The organism is Streptomyces roseoviridis (assembly GCF_039535235.1).
Taxonomy (GTDB): domain Bacteria; phylum Actinomycetota; class Actinomycetes; order Streptomycetales; family Streptomycetaceae; genus Streptomyces; species Streptomyces roseoviridis.
This window is the reverse complement of record NZ_BAAAWU010000001.1, coordinates 1,120,769-1,136,172: the sequence shown is the minus strand read 5'-3', so window position 1 is coordinate 1,136,172 and position 15,404 is coordinate 1,120,769. Positions and strand designations below refer to the sequence as shown.

Here is a 15,404-nt window from a genome sequence, read left to right as displayed (position 1 = left end):
CGCTACGGCAGCTGCGCCGCCTGCGCCTGCCGCGCCTCCCGGCTCTCGCGCCGGTTGTCACGGAAGGTGTTCACGCGCCGGGCCGTCGCGAAGAGGGGGATCACGGCGCCCAGCACCACCTGCAGCGCGCAGCCGGTCTGGAGCAGCAGCTGACCGCCGGGGGCGTCGAACGCCCAGGCCGCCAGCATGGCCATCGCTCCCACGATCCAGCTGAGCATCGCCACCGCGAGGACACCCCGCGGCTTCGGGTACTCCACCCGGCTCACCATCAGCCACGCCGTGCCGATGATCGCCAGCAGGGTCGGGATGAACGGCAGCTCCAGCAGGACGATCGAGACGACCGTCAGCGCGCCGAACGGGCTCGGCATGCCCTGGAACATGCCGTCCTTCATCGTCACGCAGGAGAACCGCGCGAGTCTGAGCACCACCGCGAGCAGGACCACGATCGCGGCCACCGCCGAGACCTTCTGGTGCGCGTCGTCCGCGACCATGCCGTACACGAGCACGAAGTACGCCGGGGCCAGGCCGAAGCTGATCAGGTCCGACAGGTTGTCCAGCTCGGCACCCATCGGCGAGCTGCGGAGCTTGCGCGCCACGATGCCGTCGAACAGGTCGAAGATCGCCGCGCCCAGCATCAGGATCACGGCGGTGGCGGCCGAGTGGCGCGCCATGCCGGTCTCCACACCGCTGCCGGTGAGGTGCGGGATGAGGATGCCGGTGGTGGTGAAGTACACCGCCATGAATCCGCAGGTGGCGTTACCGAGCGTGAGGGCGTCCGCTATGGACAGCCTCAGCGACAGCGGCATCTCCTCGGCCTCTTCGGCCGCCTCCGCCTCCGCGTCGGCGACCCAGTCGGCCGCCCGTGTGTCGGGATCAATCACGGTCAATGCGAGTCACCCCCGCGGTCGTGGGCTGCCCCACCTCGACGGCGACCTCGACACCCTCCGGGAGGTAGATGTCGACCCGCGAGCCGAAGCGGATCAGACCGATCCGGTCACCCTGCTCGACCTTCGTCCCCTGCGGGATATACGGCACGATCCGCCGGGCGACGGCGCCCGCGATCTGCACCATCTCGATGTCACCGAGCTCGGTGTCGAAGTGCCAGACAACGCGCTCGTTGTTCTCGCTCTCCTTGTTGAACGCCGGCACGAACCCACCGGGCACGTGCTCCACGGACGTCACCGTGCCGGCCAGCGGCGCGCGGTTGACGTGGACGTTCAGCGGGCTCATGAAGATGGCGACACGGGTGCGCCCGTCCTTCCACGGCATGATGCTCTGCACCACACCGTCGGCGGGCGAGATGACCCGGCCCTGAGCGATCTCGCGCTCGGGGTCGCGGAAGAACCACAGCATGCCGGCCGCGAGAGCGGTGGCCGGCACGGCGATCGCCGCGGCACGCTTCGACTTCCGGGCGCGCGCGAGGCTGAGCGCCGCGGTGGCGACGGTCGGCAGAAGCCACGGCGATGCTCCGCGTGCGATGCTGACGCCCTTGAGGCTGTCGCGGTGTGCAGAGGTTTGGCTGTGGGGCATGGATGACCTTCGTAGCGGATGATGCCGCACTGGCGGGGGACGGCGGCTTTCCGGCGATGCTATCGGTTGCGGGCCGCAACTGGGCAAGCCAGAAGCCGAGTCGGCGGCCGGAAGACGAACACAGGGTGTGATCTTCTTCGCGGCCGAACCGACCCAAATGCGACAATCAACCCTGGAATCGGTACTCCTCGAGCAGCCGACGACCAATGATCATTTTCTGGATCTCGGCGGTACCTTCGCCGATGAGCAGCATCGGCGCCTCACGGTAGAGACGCTCGATCTCGTACTCCTTGGAGAATCCGTAACCACCGTGGATGCGGAAGGCATCCTCCACGACCTCCTTGCAGTACTCGGAGGCGAGGTACTTCGCCATCCCTGCCTCAAGGTCGTTTCGTTCCCCGGAGTCCTTTTTGCGTGCTGCGTTCACCATCATGGCATGAGCGGCCTCGACCTTGGTAGCCATCTCGGCCAGCTTGAACTGAATCGCCTGGTGCTGGGCGATCGGCTTGCCGAAGGTGTGACGCTGCTGCGCGTACTGGACGCCCAGCTCGAAGGCACGCTGAGCGACGCCGCAGCCACGCGCCGCGACGTTCACGCGGCCGACCTCCACGCCGTCCATCATCTGGTAGAAGCCCCGCCCGGTGACCCCGCCGAGCACCCGATCGGCGGGAACGCGCAGGCCGTCCATGATGAGCTCGGTCGTGTCGACGCCCTTGTAGCCCATCTTCTCGATCTTGCCGGGAATGGTGAGGCCCGGACGGACCTCCCCGAAACCGGGCTCCTTCTCGACGAGGAAGGTCGTCATCGACTTGTGCGGGGCGGTCCCCTCGGGGTGTCCTTCGTCACTTCGGACGAGAACGGCCACCAGCGTTGACGTACCACCGTTCGTCAGCCACATCTTCTGGCCGTTCAGGACGTACTCGTCGCCGTCCTTCACCGCCTTGGACGTGATCGCCGACACGTCCGAGCCGAGCCCCGGCTCCGACATCGAGAACGCGCCACGCACCTCGCCGGCCGCCATCCGCGGCAGGAAGTGGTCCTTCTGCTCCTGGGTGCCGTGCTGCTTCAGCATGTACGCCACGATGAAGTGCGTGTTGATGATGCCGGACACCGACATCCAGCCGCGCGCGATCTCCTCCACGCACAGCGCGTAGGTGAGCAGCGACTCACCCAGGCCCCCGTACTCCTCGGGGATCATCAGGCCGAAGACGCCGAGCTCCTTGAGCCCGTCCACGATCTGCTGCGGGTACTCGTCACGGTGCTCCAGCTCCGTGGCGACCGGGATGATCTCCTTGTCCACGAAGTCGCGGACCGTGGAGAGGATCTCCTGCTGGACGTCGGTCAGACCGTGCGTCTGGGCGAGTCGCGCCATGACTACTTCCCCTGCTCGTTGAGGACCGGGCGGCCGGGCTGCTCGCCGCCGCGCGCTTCGATGTACTCGGCCGTCGGGACCATGACCTTGCGGCGGAAGACGCACACCAGGGTGCCGTCCTGCTTGTAGCCCTTGGTCTCGACGTAGACGATGCCGCGGTCGCTCTTCGACTTCGACGGCGTCTTGTCGAGCACGGTCGTCTCGCCGTAGATGGTGTCGCCGTGGAAGGTCGGCGCCACGTGCCGCAGCGACTCGATCTCCAGGTTGGCGATCGCCTTTCCGGAGACGTCCGGCACGGACATGCCGAGCAGCAGCGAGTAGATGTAGTTGCCGACGACGACGTTCTTCTTGAAGTCCGTCGTGTTCTCCGCGTAGTTCACGTCCATGTGCAGCGGATGGTGGTTCATCGTCAGCAGACAGAAGAGGTGGTCGTCGTACTCGGTGACCGTCTTTCCGGGCCAGTGCTTGTAGACGGCGCCGATCTCGAACTCTTCGTAGGTGCGGCCGAACTGCATCGGAATCAGGCCTCCGGGATCTCGAACTTGCTGGTGCGCTGCATTCCGGCGGCCCGGCCCTTGCCCGAGATGACCAGCGCCATCTTGCGGGAGGCCTCGTCGATCATCTCGTCGCCGAGCATCGCCGAGCCCTTCTTCCCGCCGGCCTCGGACGTGTAGTAGTCGTACGCGTCGAGGATCAGCTCGGCGTGGTCGAAGTCCTCCTGCGACGGCGAGAAGATCTCGTTCGCGGCGGCGACCTGGTCCGGGTGCAGCACCCACTTGCCGTCGAAGCCGAGCGCGGCGGCCCGCTGCGCGACCGCGCGGTAGCCCTCCTGGTTGCGGATCTGGAGGTAGGGGCCGTCGATCGCCTGGAGGTTGTTGGCGCGGGCGGCCATCAGGATGCTCATCAGGATGTGGTGGTACGCGTCCGCCGGGTAGCCGGGCGGCTGCTCGCCGACGACCAGGGACTTCATGTTGATGGAGGCCATGAAGTCGGCCGGGCCGAAGATGATCGTCTCCACGCGCTGCGAGGCCTGCGCGATCGCGTTCACGTTGACGAGGCCCTGCGCGTTCTCGATCTGCGCCTCGATGCCGATCTTGCCGACCTCGAAGCCCATCGTCTTCTCGATCTGCGTCAGCAGCAGGTCGAGGGCGACGATCTGCTCCGCGTTCTGCACCTTCGGCAGCATGATGCAGTCGAGGTTCTGGCCGGCGCCCTCGACGACCGTGACCACGTCCCGGTAGGTCCAGTGGGTCGTCCAGTCGTTGACGCGCACGACGCGGGTCTTGCCCGTCCAGTCGCCCTCGTTCAGGAACTTCACGATGGTGTGCCGGGCCTCCGGCTTGGCCAGCGGCGCGCAGGCGTCCTCCAGGTCGAGGAAGACCTGGTCCGCGGCGAGACCCTGGGCCTTCTCCAGGAAGCGCGGGTTGGAGCCGGGGACCGCCAGGCACGAGCGGCGGGGGCGCAGGCGGTTCACGGGGCTGGTCATGCGGGGACCTCCGTACTTTCGAGGGGGCTGAGCTTGTTGGCTTTGCGGATCTCGTCGACGATACGGCCGATGATCCCGGTGATGCCGAAGTCCTTCGGCGTGAAGACGGCGGCCACACCCGCCGCCCGCAGCTCCTCGGCGTCGGCGTTCGGGATGATCCCGCCGACGACGACCGGGATGTCGGCCGCGCCCGCGTCCTTCAGCCGGTCGAGGACGTCCGGCACCAGCTGGGCGTGCGAGCCGGACAGGATCGACAGGCCGACCGCGTGCACGTCCTCCTCCAGGGCCGCGTCCACGATCTGCTCGGGCGTCAGCCGGATGCCCTGGTAGACCACCTCGAAGCCGGCGTCACGGGCCCGCACGGCGATCTGCTCGGCACCGTTGGAGTGCCCGTCGAGGCCCGGCTTGCCGACCAGGAAGCGGAGCTTGCCCACTCCCATGTCCTGGGCCGTCCGGTCCACCTTGCGGCGCACCTCGGCCAGCGGGGAGCCCGCCTCGGCCGGCACCGCCACCGGGGCGGAGGAGACGCCGGTCGGGGCGCGGAACTCGCCGAAGACCTCGCGCAGCGCCCCGGCCCACTCGCCGGTCGTGACACCCGCCCGGGCGCACTCGAGGGTGGCCTCCATGAGGTTCCCGCTGCCCTTGGCGGCCTCCTTGAGGCGCTCCAGGGCCTTGCAGGGCCTCGGGTGGTTGAACGGCGGCTGGTAGCGGGTGTCCCGCCACTCCTGGAGGGCGGCCACCACCCGCGCCTCGACGGCCGGGTCGACCGTCTGGATCGCGGTGTCGAGGTCCGCGGTCAGCGGGTTCGGCTCGGTCGTCTCGAAGATGTTGACGCCGACGATCTTCTCCTCGCCCGACTCGATCCGGGCGCGCCGCTCGGCGTGCGAGGAGACCAGCTGCGCCTTGAGGTAGCCGGACTCGACGGCGGCCATCGCGCCGCCCATCTCCTGGATCCGCTCGATCTCCGCCATGCAGTCGGTGACCAGGGCGTCCACCTTGGCCTCGATGACGTGCGAGCCGGCGAAGATGTCCTCGTACTCCAGCAGGTCGGACTCGTGGGCGAGGACCTGCTGGATGCGCAGCGACCACTGCTGGTCCCAGGGCCGGGGCAGGCCGAGCGCCTCGTTCCAGGCGGGCAGCTGCACGGCCCGCGCGCGGGCGTCCTTGGAGAGCGTGACGGCCAGCATCTCCAGGACGATCCGCTGGACGTTGTTCTCCGGCTGGGCCTCGGTCAGGCCGAGCGAGTTGACCTGCACGCCGTAGCGGAACCGGCGCTGACGGGGGTCCTCGATGCCGTAGCGCTCGCGGGTGATCGTGTCCCAGATGCGGCCGAAGGCGCGCATCTTGCACATCTCCTCGATGAAGCGGACGCCGGCGTTCACGAAGAACGAGATCCGGGCGACGACCTCGCCGAACCGCTCCTCGGGGACCTGCCCCGAGGCGCGGACGGCGTCGAGGACGGCGATGGCCGTGGACATCGCGTACGCGATCTCCTGGACCGGAGTGGCCCCCGCCTCCTGCAGGTGGTAGCTGCAGATGTTGATCGGGTTCCACTTCGGCATGTGGTTCACCGTGTAGGCGATCATGTCCGTCGTCAGGCGCAGCGACGGCCCCGGCGGGAAGACGTGCGTCCCCCGCGACAGGTACTCCTTCACGATGTCGTTCTGGGTGGTGCCCTGGAGCTTGGTGATGTCCGCGCCCTGCTCCTCGGCGACCACCTGGTAGAGCGCCAGCAGCCACATCGCGGTGGCGTTGATGGTCATCGAGGTGTTCATCTGCTCCAGGGGGATGTCCTGGAACAGCCGCCGCATGTCACCGAGGTGCGAGACGGGGACCCCGACCCGGCCGACCTCGCCGCGGGCGAGGATGTGGTCGGGGTCGTAGCCGGTCTGCGTGGGCAGGTCGAACGCGACCGAGAGGCCGGTCTGGCCCTTGGCGAGGTTCCGCCGGTAGAGCTCGTTCGACGCCTCGGCGGTCGAGTGGCCGGCGTACGTCCGCATGAGCCACGGCCGGTCCTTTTCCTTGCGTGCCTGCGGCTGACGCTCTGTCATCTGTGGTCCCGGGGGTCAGACGTTACGGAAGCGGTTGATGGCGTCGATGTGCTTCGCGCGCATCTCCGGGTCGCGGACGCCGAGGCCCTCCTCCGGGGCGAGGGCCAGCACGCCCACCTTGCCCTGGTGCAGGTTGCGGTGGACGTCGTACGCGGCCTGACCGGTGTCCTCCAGCGAGTACACCTTCGACAGCGTCGGGTGGATCTTGCCCTTGGCGATCAGGCGGTTGGCCTCCCACGCCTCGCGGTAGTTCGCGAAGTGCGAGCCGATGATGCGCTTCAGGGACATCCACAGGTAGCGGTTGTCGTACTGGTGCATGTAGCCCGAGGTCGAGGCGCAGGTGGTGATGGTGCCGCCCTTGCGGGTGACGTAGACCGAGGCGCCGAAGGTCTCGCGGCCCGGGTGCTCGAAGACGATGTCGATGTCCTCGCCGCCGGTCAGCTCGCGGATCTTCGACCCGAAGCGCTTCCACTCCTTCGGGTCCTGGGTCTGCTCGTCCTTCCAGAACCTGTAGCCCTCGGCGTTGCGGTCGATGACCGCCTCGGCGCCCATCGAGCGGCAGATGTCGGCCTTCTCGGGGGAGGAGACGACACAGATCGGGTTGGCGCCGCCGGCAAGCGCGAACTGGGTGGCGTACGAGCCGAGGCCGCCGCTCGCGCCCCAGATGAGCACGTTGTCGCCCTGCTTCATGCCGGCGCCGTTGCGCGAGACCAGCTGGCGGTACGCGGTCGAGTTCACCAGACCCGGCGCCGCGGCCTCCTCCCAGCTGAGGTGGTCGGGCTTCGGCATCAGCTGGTTGGACTTCACGAGGGCGATCTCGGCGAGACCGCCGAAGTTGGTCTCGAAGCCCCAGATGCGCTGCTCGGGGTCGAGCATCGTGTCGTTGTGGCCGTCCGAGGACTCCAGCTCGACCGAGAGGCAGTGCGCGACGACCTCGTCGCCGGGCTTCCACGAGTTCACGCCGGGGCCGGTGCGCAGGACGACGCCCGCGAGGTCGGAGCCGATGATGTGGTACGGCAGGTCGTGGCGCTTGGTGAGCTCGGAGAGGCGGCCGTAGCGCTCCAGGAAGCCGAAGGTCGACACCGGCTCGAAGATCGAGGTCCAGACCGAGTTGTAGTTCACGGAGCTGGCCATGACGGCGACCAGGGCCTCGCCCGGGCCGAGCTCGGGCAGCGGGACGTCGTCCAGGTGGAGCGACTTGCGGGGGTCCTTGTCGCGGCTGGCGAGCCCGGTGAACATCTCGGTCTCGTCCTTGTGGACGGTGACGGCGCGGTACGACTCGGGGAGCTTGATGTTGGCGAAGTCGGCCGAGGTGGACTCGGGCGACTGGATCGCGTCCAGGATGTCCTTCACGGGATGCCTCCGGCGGTGCGGCGCCCACGGGGCGCGCTGAGGGTTGCGTCGGGGTTGCTGGTGTGGAGGTGTGCCGTCGGTTCGGCGCGGTGGTGCTGTGGCGGCGCCGTGGTGTGGCGCGAGGTTGCCTGTGACGCAGGCGCCCGGGCGCACAAGCAGGATCGCTTGTGGGGACAGCCGGCGCGCGAGGAGTCCTCGGCGCGCCGGCCGCCCGGACGACATCAACGTATGGCACGCCGTGTCACCTGACAAGGCACTGCGTGCCAACAATTTCACTCAGATGCAATCTGCCCGCCACAGATGAGCGATGATCGATCGAAGGGCCCCGGAAAACCCGTCTGACCAGGGGCGATTCGGGCGGGGCCGTGCGTCGGCGACGTGACGAACGGCTCAGCGGGCGCGGGGCGGGGGCGGCGCGGACGGCTTGCGCGCGGGGCCCGGCGCGCGGGGGGCTGGTGCCGGGGGCACGGGGTGCCGTACGGGTGAAGGGGGGCGGGCCGGGCGCTCGGGGCCCGGCCGGGACTCGCGGGTGTGGCCGAGGGGCCGAGTGGCCGTGTGGCGGGCCGGCGGGTGGCCGGGTGGCCGGGGGCCCGCCAGGGGCGCCGCGGCGGGCCGACGCGGCCCCGGCCGCGGGGGTCAGCGCTTCTTGAGGGCTTCCTCGATGGTGCGGACGACCTCGTCCAGCGGGGCGTCCGAGCGCATCACCGTGACCACGACGTCGGTCCCGGGGGAGACCGAGGCGACCGCCGCCGGTTCCTCGGCGGCGGCCCCGGCCGCGGCGGCGACGGTGCCCGTCTTGCGGCCGGCGCCTATGCCCGAGCCGAACGTCTCCCGGACGATGGCGAAGGCGTGGTCGAGCTGGGCCTCCACGTCCCCCTGGCCGCCCGCCCGCAGCCAGCGGCGCAGGACGTGGTTGTGGGCGGTGACCACGGCCGAGGCCGCCACCTCGGCGAGCAGCGGGTCGTCGTTGCCGTCGTGGTGGTCGCGCTCGTCGAAGTGGCCCAGCAGATAGCGGGTGAAGAGGCGCTCGTAGCGGGCCACCGAGGCGATCTCGCGCTCGCGCAGCGTCGGCACCTCGCGGGTCAGCCGGTACCGCTCGACGGAGACCGCGGGCGAACCCGCGTACATCTTCATGACTTCCTTGATGCCCCGGCACACCGTGTCGAGGGGGTGCTCGTGCGGCGGCGCCGCGTTCAGGACCGCCTCCGCCCGGACCAGGGTGTCGTCGTGGTCCGGGAAGATCGCCTCTTCCTTGGAACGGAAGTGGCGGAAGAAGGTCCGGCGGGCCACCCCGGCCGCCGCCGCGATCTCGTCGACGGTCGTGGCCTCGTAGCCCTTGGTGGCGAACAGCTCCATGGCCGCCGCGGCCAGTTCCCGGCGCATTTTCAGCCGCTGCGCGGCGGCACGGGTCCCCGCCGCGCTCTCCTGGGCGTCGGACGTGGACGTGGCACGGGGTGTCTTCGCGGCCTTGGACATGTCCCGAACGTACTGCATCGGAGCGGGAGTGTGCCCAGGTGGGGCAGGGGAGGCGGCCCCGGCGCCGGCCGCGCCGGACCGGCTGAGCAGCCCTCCCCACCCCCCGCGGGGCCCGGCCCCGGCCTCAGCGCCGGGCATATTCGCGGAAGCCGCGCCCCGTCTTGCGGCCGAGGCAGCCCGCGGCCACCAGGTGCTCCAGGAGCGGCGCCGGGGCGAGACCCGGGTCGCGGAACTCGCGGTGCAGCACCTTCTCGATGGCGAGCGAGACGTCCAGGCCGACCACGTCGAGGAGCTCGAACGGCCCCATCGGGTAGCCGCCGCCCAGCTTCATCGCCGCGTCGATGTCGTCCAGGGAGGCGTAGTGCTCCTGGACCATCTTGATCGCGTTGTTCAGGTACGGGAACAGCAGGGCGTTGACGATGAAGCCGGCCCGGTCGCCGCAGTCCACCGGGTGCTTCCTGATCTTCGCGGTGACCTCGCGGACGGTGGCGTGGACGTCGTCGGCGGTCAGCACCGTACGGACGATCTCCACCAGCTTCATCGCCGGCGCCGGGTTGAAGAAGTGCATGCCGATGACGTCCTGCGGCCGCGAGGTGGCCCGGGCGCAGGCGACCACCGGGAGCGAGGAGGTCGTGGTGGCGAGCACCGCGCCCGGCTTGCAGATCTTGTCGAGGCGGGCGAACAGGTCCTGCTTGATTTCCAGGTCCTCGGCGACCGCCTCGACGGCCAGGTCGACGTCGGCGAAGGCGTCGAGCGAGCCGGCCGGGACGATCCGGGCCAGCGTCTCGTCCCGCGCCTCGCCGGTCATCCGGCCCTTGTCGACGGAACGGGCCAGGGACTTCGCGATCCGCGCCTTGGCGGTGTCGGCCTTCTCCTGCGAGCGGGCGGCGAGGACGACGTCGTAACCGGCCTTGGCGAAGACCTCGGCGATGCCGGAGGCCATGGTGCCGGAACCGGCCACGCCCACCGAGCGCACCTCGCGGCCCTGGGCGGTCGCCGCGGCCTCCAGCGGGGTGAGCGCGTCGCGGACGACGACGGACGAGCCGGGGGCCTCGTACGTGTAGAAGCCGCGGCCGGACTTGCGGCCGGTCAGTCCCGCCTCGCTGAGCTGCTTGAGGATGGGGGCGGGGGCGTGCAGCCGGTCGTGCGAGGCCGCGTACATGGCCTCCAGGACCGTGCGGGCGGTGTCGATGCCGATCAGGTCGAGCAGGGCGAGCGGACCCATCGGCAGGCCGCAGCCGAGCCGCATCGCGGCGTCGATGTCCTCCCGGGAGGCGTACTTGGACTCGTACATGGCGGCGGCCTGGTTCAGGTAGCCGAAGAGCAGGCCGTCGGCGACGAAACCGGGCCGGTCGCCGACCGCGACGGTCTCCTTGCCGAGCTCCTGGGCCAGACGGGTGACGGCGTCGACGGCCTGCGGGGCGGTCAGCACCGAGGAGACGACCTCCACCAGCTTCATCGCCTGGACCGGCGCGAAGAAGTGCAGCCCGAGCACGCGCTCGGGGTGCGCGGAGTCGGCGGCGAGCCGGGTGACCGAGAGGGCGTTGGTGCCGGTGGCCAGGATCGTCCCGGGCCGGACGATCCCGTCCAGGGCCCGGAAGACCTCCTGCTTCGTCTCGTACGACTCGGGCACGACCTCGATGACGAGGTCGGCGTCGGCGGCCGCCTGGAGGTCGGAGTAGGTGCGGAAGCGGGCGAGGACGTCCTGCCGCTCCTCCTCGGTGATCCGCTCGCGGGCCACCGAGCGGGCGGTGGAGGTCTCCAGGGCGGCGACGGCCCGGGCCGCCGCGCTCTCGCTGATGTCGATGCCGATGACCTCGCGGCCGGCCCGCGCGAGGACATCGGCGATACCCGTGCCCATGGTGCCGAGACCGACGACGGCGATGGTGGAGAGAGGGGTGTCCATCAGGGGACTCCTGGGAGGAAGAGTGACGACTGAAGGCAGAAGGCGGTGCCGCGGCGCGATGCCACGGCGGTGCTGTCCTGCGGCGGTGCGGTCCTGCGTGCCGCTGCGTGCACGTCGTGCGCGGCGGTGCGGTGCTGCCGTGCGGAGCAGGCCGCGAATGGCCCCGTCGGAAGCGGGCACGCGTCGCGCGGAAGCGCGATGAGGGAAAAGGCGACGGACTCTGTCCCGGAGTCACGCCGAAAACTGCCGAACCGAACAACTCTCACGACGGCTGCGTCACCAGGCCGTTGCGAGAAGCGGGGGGTGACCCGCTCACCTGAGATTAACCGGTGAGTAACGAGCGCGCCAGTCCCGGGAAGTTGAACCGAATGTGATCTGGATCGCGGATAGGCTCCGCCTCATGAATTTCGCCGAGGACCCCGAATTCTGCTCGATGATCGATCGATTGCGAGAAGAGATCCGGAATAGCGGGGAAGAACCTTCCGCGGTTTTCGAACAACTCCTCGGACCACTCGGCACGGAAGAACTCCACCACCTCCTCACCGTCCCCGGTCAGCCGCTCTGGGCCCGCGAGATCGCCGCCTTCCGGCTCGGCCTCGCCGGCGATCCCCGCGCCTTCGAGACCCTCGTCCTCCTCCTCAACCACCGCGACCCGGAACGCTGCGTCGCCGCCGCCCACGCCCTCGCCCGGCTCGCGGATCCGCGCACCGCGCGCGCCGCGGCCGCGCTCGCCACCAACGAACTCCGCGTCGCCTACGCCCTCTTGCCCGTCCGCCTGCTGGCCCAGCTGCGCGCCCCGGAGAGCGTGCCCGCCCTCGTCACCGTCCTGGAGCGCCGCCTCGCGGCCGACGACCCGCACTGGCGCGTCGGACTGGCCTGCGTGGAGGGCCTCGGCACCCTCGCCGACCCGCGGGCCCGGCCGGTGCTGGAGGCGGCCCTGCCGCACCCGCGACTGGGGGGAGCGGCGCGGGAGGCGCTGGGGCGGCTCGACGCGTAGACGGGTCCGGGGCGGCTCGGCGGGCGGACGGGTACGGCGCTTCCCTCACCCCTGTACGCAGCGGAGCGCGAGCCCCGGGCAGGCGCGACGCCCCGGGCCTGGCGGCGGCACGGGGCGTCGGGGGAGCGGGGACAGGGGGACGGGGGGCCGGCCCGGCTCCGGAGCGGGGCCGGAGCCGAGTCCGGGGTCAGGCCGCCGTCTCCGCCGTCTCTGCCGTCTGCGCCGTCTGCGCCCGGGTCGGGCGCGGGGCCTCCTGGCGGACGACGCGCCGGCGCCGGGAGGGCATGCCCGCCGTCGGGTTGGCGACGCCCCAGGCCGCGCCCTTGCAGATCAGTTCCTTGTAGAGGGCGGCCACGCGGCCCGTCAGGGCCCGCTCCACCGCCCGGTCGTCGGCCGTGACGAACTGGATCAGGCCCTCCTTGCGGCCGAGCGACACGCACTGCTGGAAGTAGCGGATCGAGACGTGGGGCACCTTCGTCCCGGCGAGGCGGGCGGCGATGGCGTCGGCCGCCTGCCAGGCCATGGGGACGCCCGAGGCGCAGGACATGCGCAGCGGCTTGCCGTTCGGGCCGATCGCCATGGCCGCGTCGCCGACCGCGTACACCTCCGGGTGGGAGACCGAGCGCATCGTGCCGTCGACCACGATCTGACCGCCGTCGGTCAGTTCCAGCGAGGTGGCCCGGGCGACCGGGTGGACCGCGAAGCCGGTGGTCCAGACGGTGGCGTCGGAGGGGAGGCGCAGGCCGTCGGCCGTCGTCACGCCGTCCGCCGCCACGGCGGTGACCGAGGTGTGCTCGTGGACCGTGATGCCGAGACCGTCCACGACCTTGCGAAGGTGGGTGCGGCCCTTCGCCGACAGCCAGTCGCCCAGGGTGCCGCGGACCGCGAGGGCGACGTCGAGGTCCGGGCGGGCCTCGGCGATCTCGGTCGCCGCCTCCAGGCCGGTCAGACCGCCGCCGACCACGAGCACGGGCCGTCCGGCGCCCAGGGCGGCCAGCCGGTGGCGCAGGCGCAGGGCGCCCGGGCGGCCGGCGACGTCGTGGGCGTGCTCCGCGACGCCGGGGACGCCGCCGTCGTTCCAGCCGCTGCCGAGGGCGTAGACCAGGGTGTCGTACGCCAGTTCCTCCCGCTCCGACCCGTGCGCGGCGATGACCGTCACCGTCCTGCGGTCCACGTCCACGGCGTCGGCCTTCGCGAGCTTCAGCTCCACGCACGTGCCGGCGAACATCTCGTCGAACGGCCGGGGTGCGAGGTCCTGTCCGGCCGCCACCTGGTGCAGCCGCACGCGCTCGACGAAGTCGGGCTCGGGGTTGACGAGGGTGATGGTGACGTCCTCGCGGTGCAGCCGCCGGGCGAGACGGCCGGCCGCGACGGCTCCGGTGTAGCCGGCTCCGAGGACGACGATGCGGTGCTGCATGTCCTGCTCCTGTCTGCGAGGGTTCCGCCGCTGTCGTGTGCGGTTTCGCCCCTTGAACCGGGTAGCCCGGCGTTTCCTGACAGGATCAGGATGTGAAGCACGTCACACTGGCCGGTGGCTCGGTCAGAGGGTGCAGAGCGGGGCCTCCTCGTGCCCCTCCGCGGCCCACCGCTCCGTCGCGCGGACCAGCTTGTCGGGGTTGACCTGGCTGCGCACCGCGGCGATGGTGCCGTCCTCGGTGACCTCCAGGCACGTGATGCCGACCACCCGGCCGTCGACGACCGCCACCACGGCGGGCTCGCCGTTGGCGGTCGCGGCGTAGATCCCGGGCGCGCCGCCGACGTAGGCCCGCTTGGCTTCGCTGGGCTTGAACAGGCCGCGCAGGAAGGTGGCGACCGCCTTCGCGCCCTCGAACGCCTTCGCGCGCGCCGGGACCTTTCCGCCGCCGTCGCCGATCGAGACGGCGTCCTGCGTGAGCAGGCGTACGAGGGGTTCGGTGCGGCCGCTGGTCGCCGCGGCCAGGAACTCCTCGACGATCCTGCGGGCGGCCGCCTCGTCGATCTCGGTGCGCGCCTTGCCGTCCGCGACGTGCTTCTTGGCCCGGTGGTAGATCTGCTGGCTGGCGGACTCCGTGATGTCGAGGATCTCGGCGATCTCCCGGTGCGGGTAGTCGAACGCCTCGCGCAGCACGTACACGGCCCGCTCGTTGGGTGACAGGCGCTCCAGCAGGACCAGGACGGCGTACGACACCGACTCGCGCTGCTCGGCGGTGTCGGCGGGGCCGAGCATCGGGTCCCCGGCGAGCAGCGGCTCGGGGAGCCACTGCCCGACGTACGTCTCGCGCCGCACGCGGGCCGAAGTCAGCTGGTTGAGGCAGAAGTTGGTGAGGACCTTCGTCAGCCAGGCCTCGGGCACCTCGATCCGCTCGACGTCGGCGGCCTGCCAGCGCAGGTACGTCTCCTGCACGGCGTCCTCCGCCTCGCTCGCCGAGCCGAGCAGCCGGTAGGCGATGGCCTCCAGCCGGGGCCTGGCGGCCTCGAACCGGTCGACGTCACTCGTGATCAGGACCATGCACGCGATCCTAGCGGCCCGGGCGGAACCGGTCAGCGGGCCGTCGGCCGCCGGCCCGCTGACCGCTGCGGGCACCACCGATGTCCCGGCGGCGTGAAGGCCGGCCGCGCTCCGCGGGCCCGCGAGGTCTCCGGTGGTTCGCGTGTTCGTCCGTCCGGTCCTCTCCGCATGCGCTCCCGAAGGGGGCGGGCGGACCATGTGCTCATGTCGCACCAAGACCCGCAGCCCGGCTGGGGCGGCCCGCCGGCCGGTCAGGGAGGGCCGCCCCCGCCACGCAGGAGCAGCGCCGGAAAGATCATCGGCTTCTCGTGTCTCGGCGTGCTCGCGCTGGTCGTCGTGTTGGTCATCGCCGTCATGGCCACCGGCGGGGGCGACGACGAGCCGGACCGGACCCCGACGAGCCCCGCCGCGACGCGGGAGACGCCGGCCTCCCAGCGGCCACAGGAGGAAGGGCCCGAAGGAGACGTGAAGATCTCCGCGTGCGCCGTGGACTCGGCCACGCGGTGGGCGAGCGCGGAACTGCTGATCACCAACCGGTCCAGCAAGTCCAGCAACTACATCGTTCAGGTCGAGTTCGTCGATGCCTCCGGCCGGCGCCTGGACGAGGCGACCGCGGCGACGAACAACGTGGCCCCCGGGCAGCAGTCGAAGGTGACTGCCCAGGGACTGACGCAGATCACGGCCAAGATCACCTGCCGGATCACGGACGTGACCCGCTATGCGTCGTGAACCCCGCCCGATGGCG

Annotated in this window: 13 protein-coding genes; 2 read left to right on the top strand and 11 right to left on the bottom strand. The window is 70.8% G+C overall.

From position 1 onward, the window contains the following. Positions 1 to 2: 2 nt before the first annotated feature. The 9 genes from pssA to ABD954_RS04925 all read right to left on the bottom strand — a co-directional run bounded on the left by pssA (position 3) and on the right by ABD954_RS04925 (position 11,174). Positions 3 to 881: a CDP-diacylglycerol--serine O-phosphatidyltransferase gene (gene pssA / locus ABD954_RS04965; RefSeq protein ID WP_345491973.1), complete on the bottom strand. Its 879-nt coding sequence runs from the start codon at positions 879 to 881 to the stop codon at positions 3 to 5. Next, positions 874 to 1,530, bottom strand: a complete 657-nt coding sequence (locus tag ABD954_RS04960) for a phosphatidylserine decarboxylase (RefSeq protein ID WP_345484524.1) — start codon at positions 1,528 to 1,530, stop codon at positions 874 to 876. Before ABD954_RS04960 ends, pssA begins: the two co-directional genes overlap by 8 nt. A gap of 166 nt (positions 1,531 to 1,696) precedes the next feature. After that, a complete protein-coding gene (locus ABD954_RS04955) occupies positions 1,697 to 2,902 on the bottom strand; it encodes an acyl-CoA dehydrogenase family protein (RefSeq protein ID WP_345484523.1) in 1,206 nt (401 codons plus the stop codon). 2 nt (positions 2,903 to 2,904) lie between these two features. Beyond that, positions 2,905 to 3,417 carry a MaoC family dehydratase gene (locus ABD954_RS04950; protein WP_345484522.1) on the bottom strand — a complete coding sequence of 171 codons (513 nt, stop codon included), beginning with the start codon at positions 3,415 to 3,417 and terminating at the stop codon, positions 2,905 to 2,907. A 5-nt stretch (positions 3,418 to 3,422) separates the two neighbouring features. Beyond that, on the bottom strand, positions 3,423 to 4,388 hold the full coding sequence (locus tag ABD954_RS04945; RefSeq protein WP_345484521.1) for an HpcH/HpaI aldolase/citrate lyase family protein: 966 nt from the start codon (positions 4,386 to 4,388) through the stop codon (positions 3,423 to 3,425). Beyond that, positions 4,385 to 6,439 (bottom strand): protein meaA, encoded by a 2,055-nt coding sequence (locus tag ABD954_RS04940; protein WP_345484520.1) that lies wholly within the window; start codon positions 6,437 to 6,439, stop codon positions 4,385 to 4,387. The genes ABD954_RS04945 and ABD954_RS04940 overlap by 4 nt, the downstream gene beginning before the upstream one ends. Before the next feature lie 15 nt (positions 6,440 to 6,454). After that, a complete protein-coding gene (gene ccrA / locus ABD954_RS04935; protein WP_345484519.1) occupies positions 6,455 to 7,792 on the bottom strand; it encodes a crotonyl-CoA carboxylase/reductase in 1,338 nt (445 codons plus the stop codon). 636 nt (positions 7,793 to 8,428) lie between these two features. After that, entirely contained in the window at positions 8,429 to 9,286 is an 858-nt protein-coding gene (locus ABD954_RS04930; RefSeq protein WP_345484518.1) for a TetR family transcriptional regulator, read from the bottom strand. Positions 9,287 to 9,392: 106 nt separating this feature from the next. Continuing rightward, on the bottom strand, positions 9,393 to 11,174 hold the full coding sequence (locus ABD954_RS04925) for a 3-hydroxyacyl-CoA dehydrogenase family protein (protein ID WP_345484517.1): 1,782 nt from the start codon (positions 11,172 to 11,174) through the stop codon (positions 9,393 to 9,395). A 400-nt stretch (positions 11,175 to 11,574) separates the two neighbouring features. Here ABD954_RS04925 and ABD954_RS04920 point away from each other — a divergent pair, with 400 nt between their 5' ends. Beyond that, positions 11,575 to 12,171, top strand: a complete 597-nt coding sequence (locus ABD954_RS04920; protein WP_345484516.1) for a HEAT repeat domain-containing protein — start codon at positions 11,575 to 11,577, stop codon at positions 12,169 to 12,171. A 187-nt stretch (positions 12,172 to 12,358) separates the two neighbouring features. Here the strand turns inward: ABD954_RS04920 and ABD954_RS04915 are convergent, their stop codons facing one another. Continuing rightward, a complete protein-coding gene (locus tag ABD954_RS04915) occupies positions 12,359 to 13,588 on the bottom strand; it encodes an NAD(P)/FAD-dependent oxidoreductase (protein ID WP_345484515.1) in 1,230 nt (409 codons plus the stop codon). Between the two features lie 123 nt (positions 13,589 to 13,711). Further along, positions 13,712 to 14,659, bottom strand: coding sequence for an RNA polymerase sigma factor SigJ (sigJ, locus tag ABD954_RS04910; RefSeq protein WP_345484514.1), 948 nt, complete (start codon positions 14,657 to 14,659; stop codon positions 13,712 to 13,714). Between the two features lie 204 nt (positions 14,660 to 14,863). Here sigJ and ABD954_RS04905 point away from each other — a divergent pair, with 204 nt between their 5' ends. Next, the gene (locus ABD954_RS04905; protein WP_345484513.1) at positions 14,864 to 15,388 is read left to right on the top strand and encodes an FxLYD domain-containing protein; all 525 of its coding nucleotides are present in this window, start codon (positions 14,864 to 14,866) and stop codon (positions 15,386 to 15,388) included. Positions 15,389 to 15,404: the final 16 nt, after the last annotated feature.

What these genes read in the sequence shown, in the direction of transcription:
- ABD954_RS04960 (WP_345484524.1), bottom strand. Translation starts at nt 1,530, where the DNA reads ATGCCCCACAGCCAAACCTCTGCACACCGCGACAGCCTCAAGGGCGTC.
- ABD954_RS04955 (WP_345484523.1), bottom strand. Translation starts at nt 2,902, where the DNA reads ATGGCGCGACTCGCCCAGACGCACGGTCTGACCGACGTCCAGCAGGAG.
- ABD954_RS04950 (WP_345484522.1), bottom strand. Translation starts at nt 3,417, where the DNA reads ATGCAGTTCGGCCGCACCTACGAAGAGTTCGAGATCGGCGCCGTCTAC.
- ABD954_RS04945 (WP_345484521.1), bottom strand. Translation starts at nt 4,388, where the DNA reads ATGACCAGCCCCGTGAACCGCCTGCGCCCCCGCCGCTCGTGCCTGGCG.
- ABD954_RS04940 (WP_345484520.1), bottom strand. Translation starts at nt 6,439, where the DNA reads ATGACAGAGCGTCAGCCGCAGGCACGCAAGGAAAAGGACCGGCCGTGG.
- ABD954_RS04930 (WP_345484518.1), bottom strand. Translation starts at nt 9,286, where the DNA reads ATGCAGTACGTTCGGGACATGTCCAAGGCCGCGAAGACACCCCGTGCC.
- ABD954_RS04925 (WP_345484517.1), bottom strand. Translation starts at nt 11,174, where the DNA reads ATGGACACCCCTCTCTCCACCATCGCCGTCGTCGGTCTCGGCACCATG.
- ABD954_RS04920 (WP_345484516.1), top strand. Translation starts at nt 11,575, where the DNA reads ATGAATTTCGCCGAGGACCCCGAATTCTGCTCGATGATCGATCGATTG.
- ABD954_RS04915 (WP_345484515.1), bottom strand. Translation starts at nt 13,588, where the DNA reads ATGCAGCACCGCATCGTCGTCCTCGGAGCCGGCTACACCGGAGCCGTC.
- sigJ (WP_345484514.1), bottom strand. Translation starts at nt 14,659, where the DNA reads ATGGTCCTGATCACGAGTGACGTCGACCGGTTCGAGGCCGCCAGGCCC.
- ABD954_RS04905 (WP_345484513.1), top strand. Translation starts at nt 14,864, where the DNA reads ATGTCGCACCAAGACCCGCAGCCCGGCTGGGGCGGCCCGCCGGCCGGT.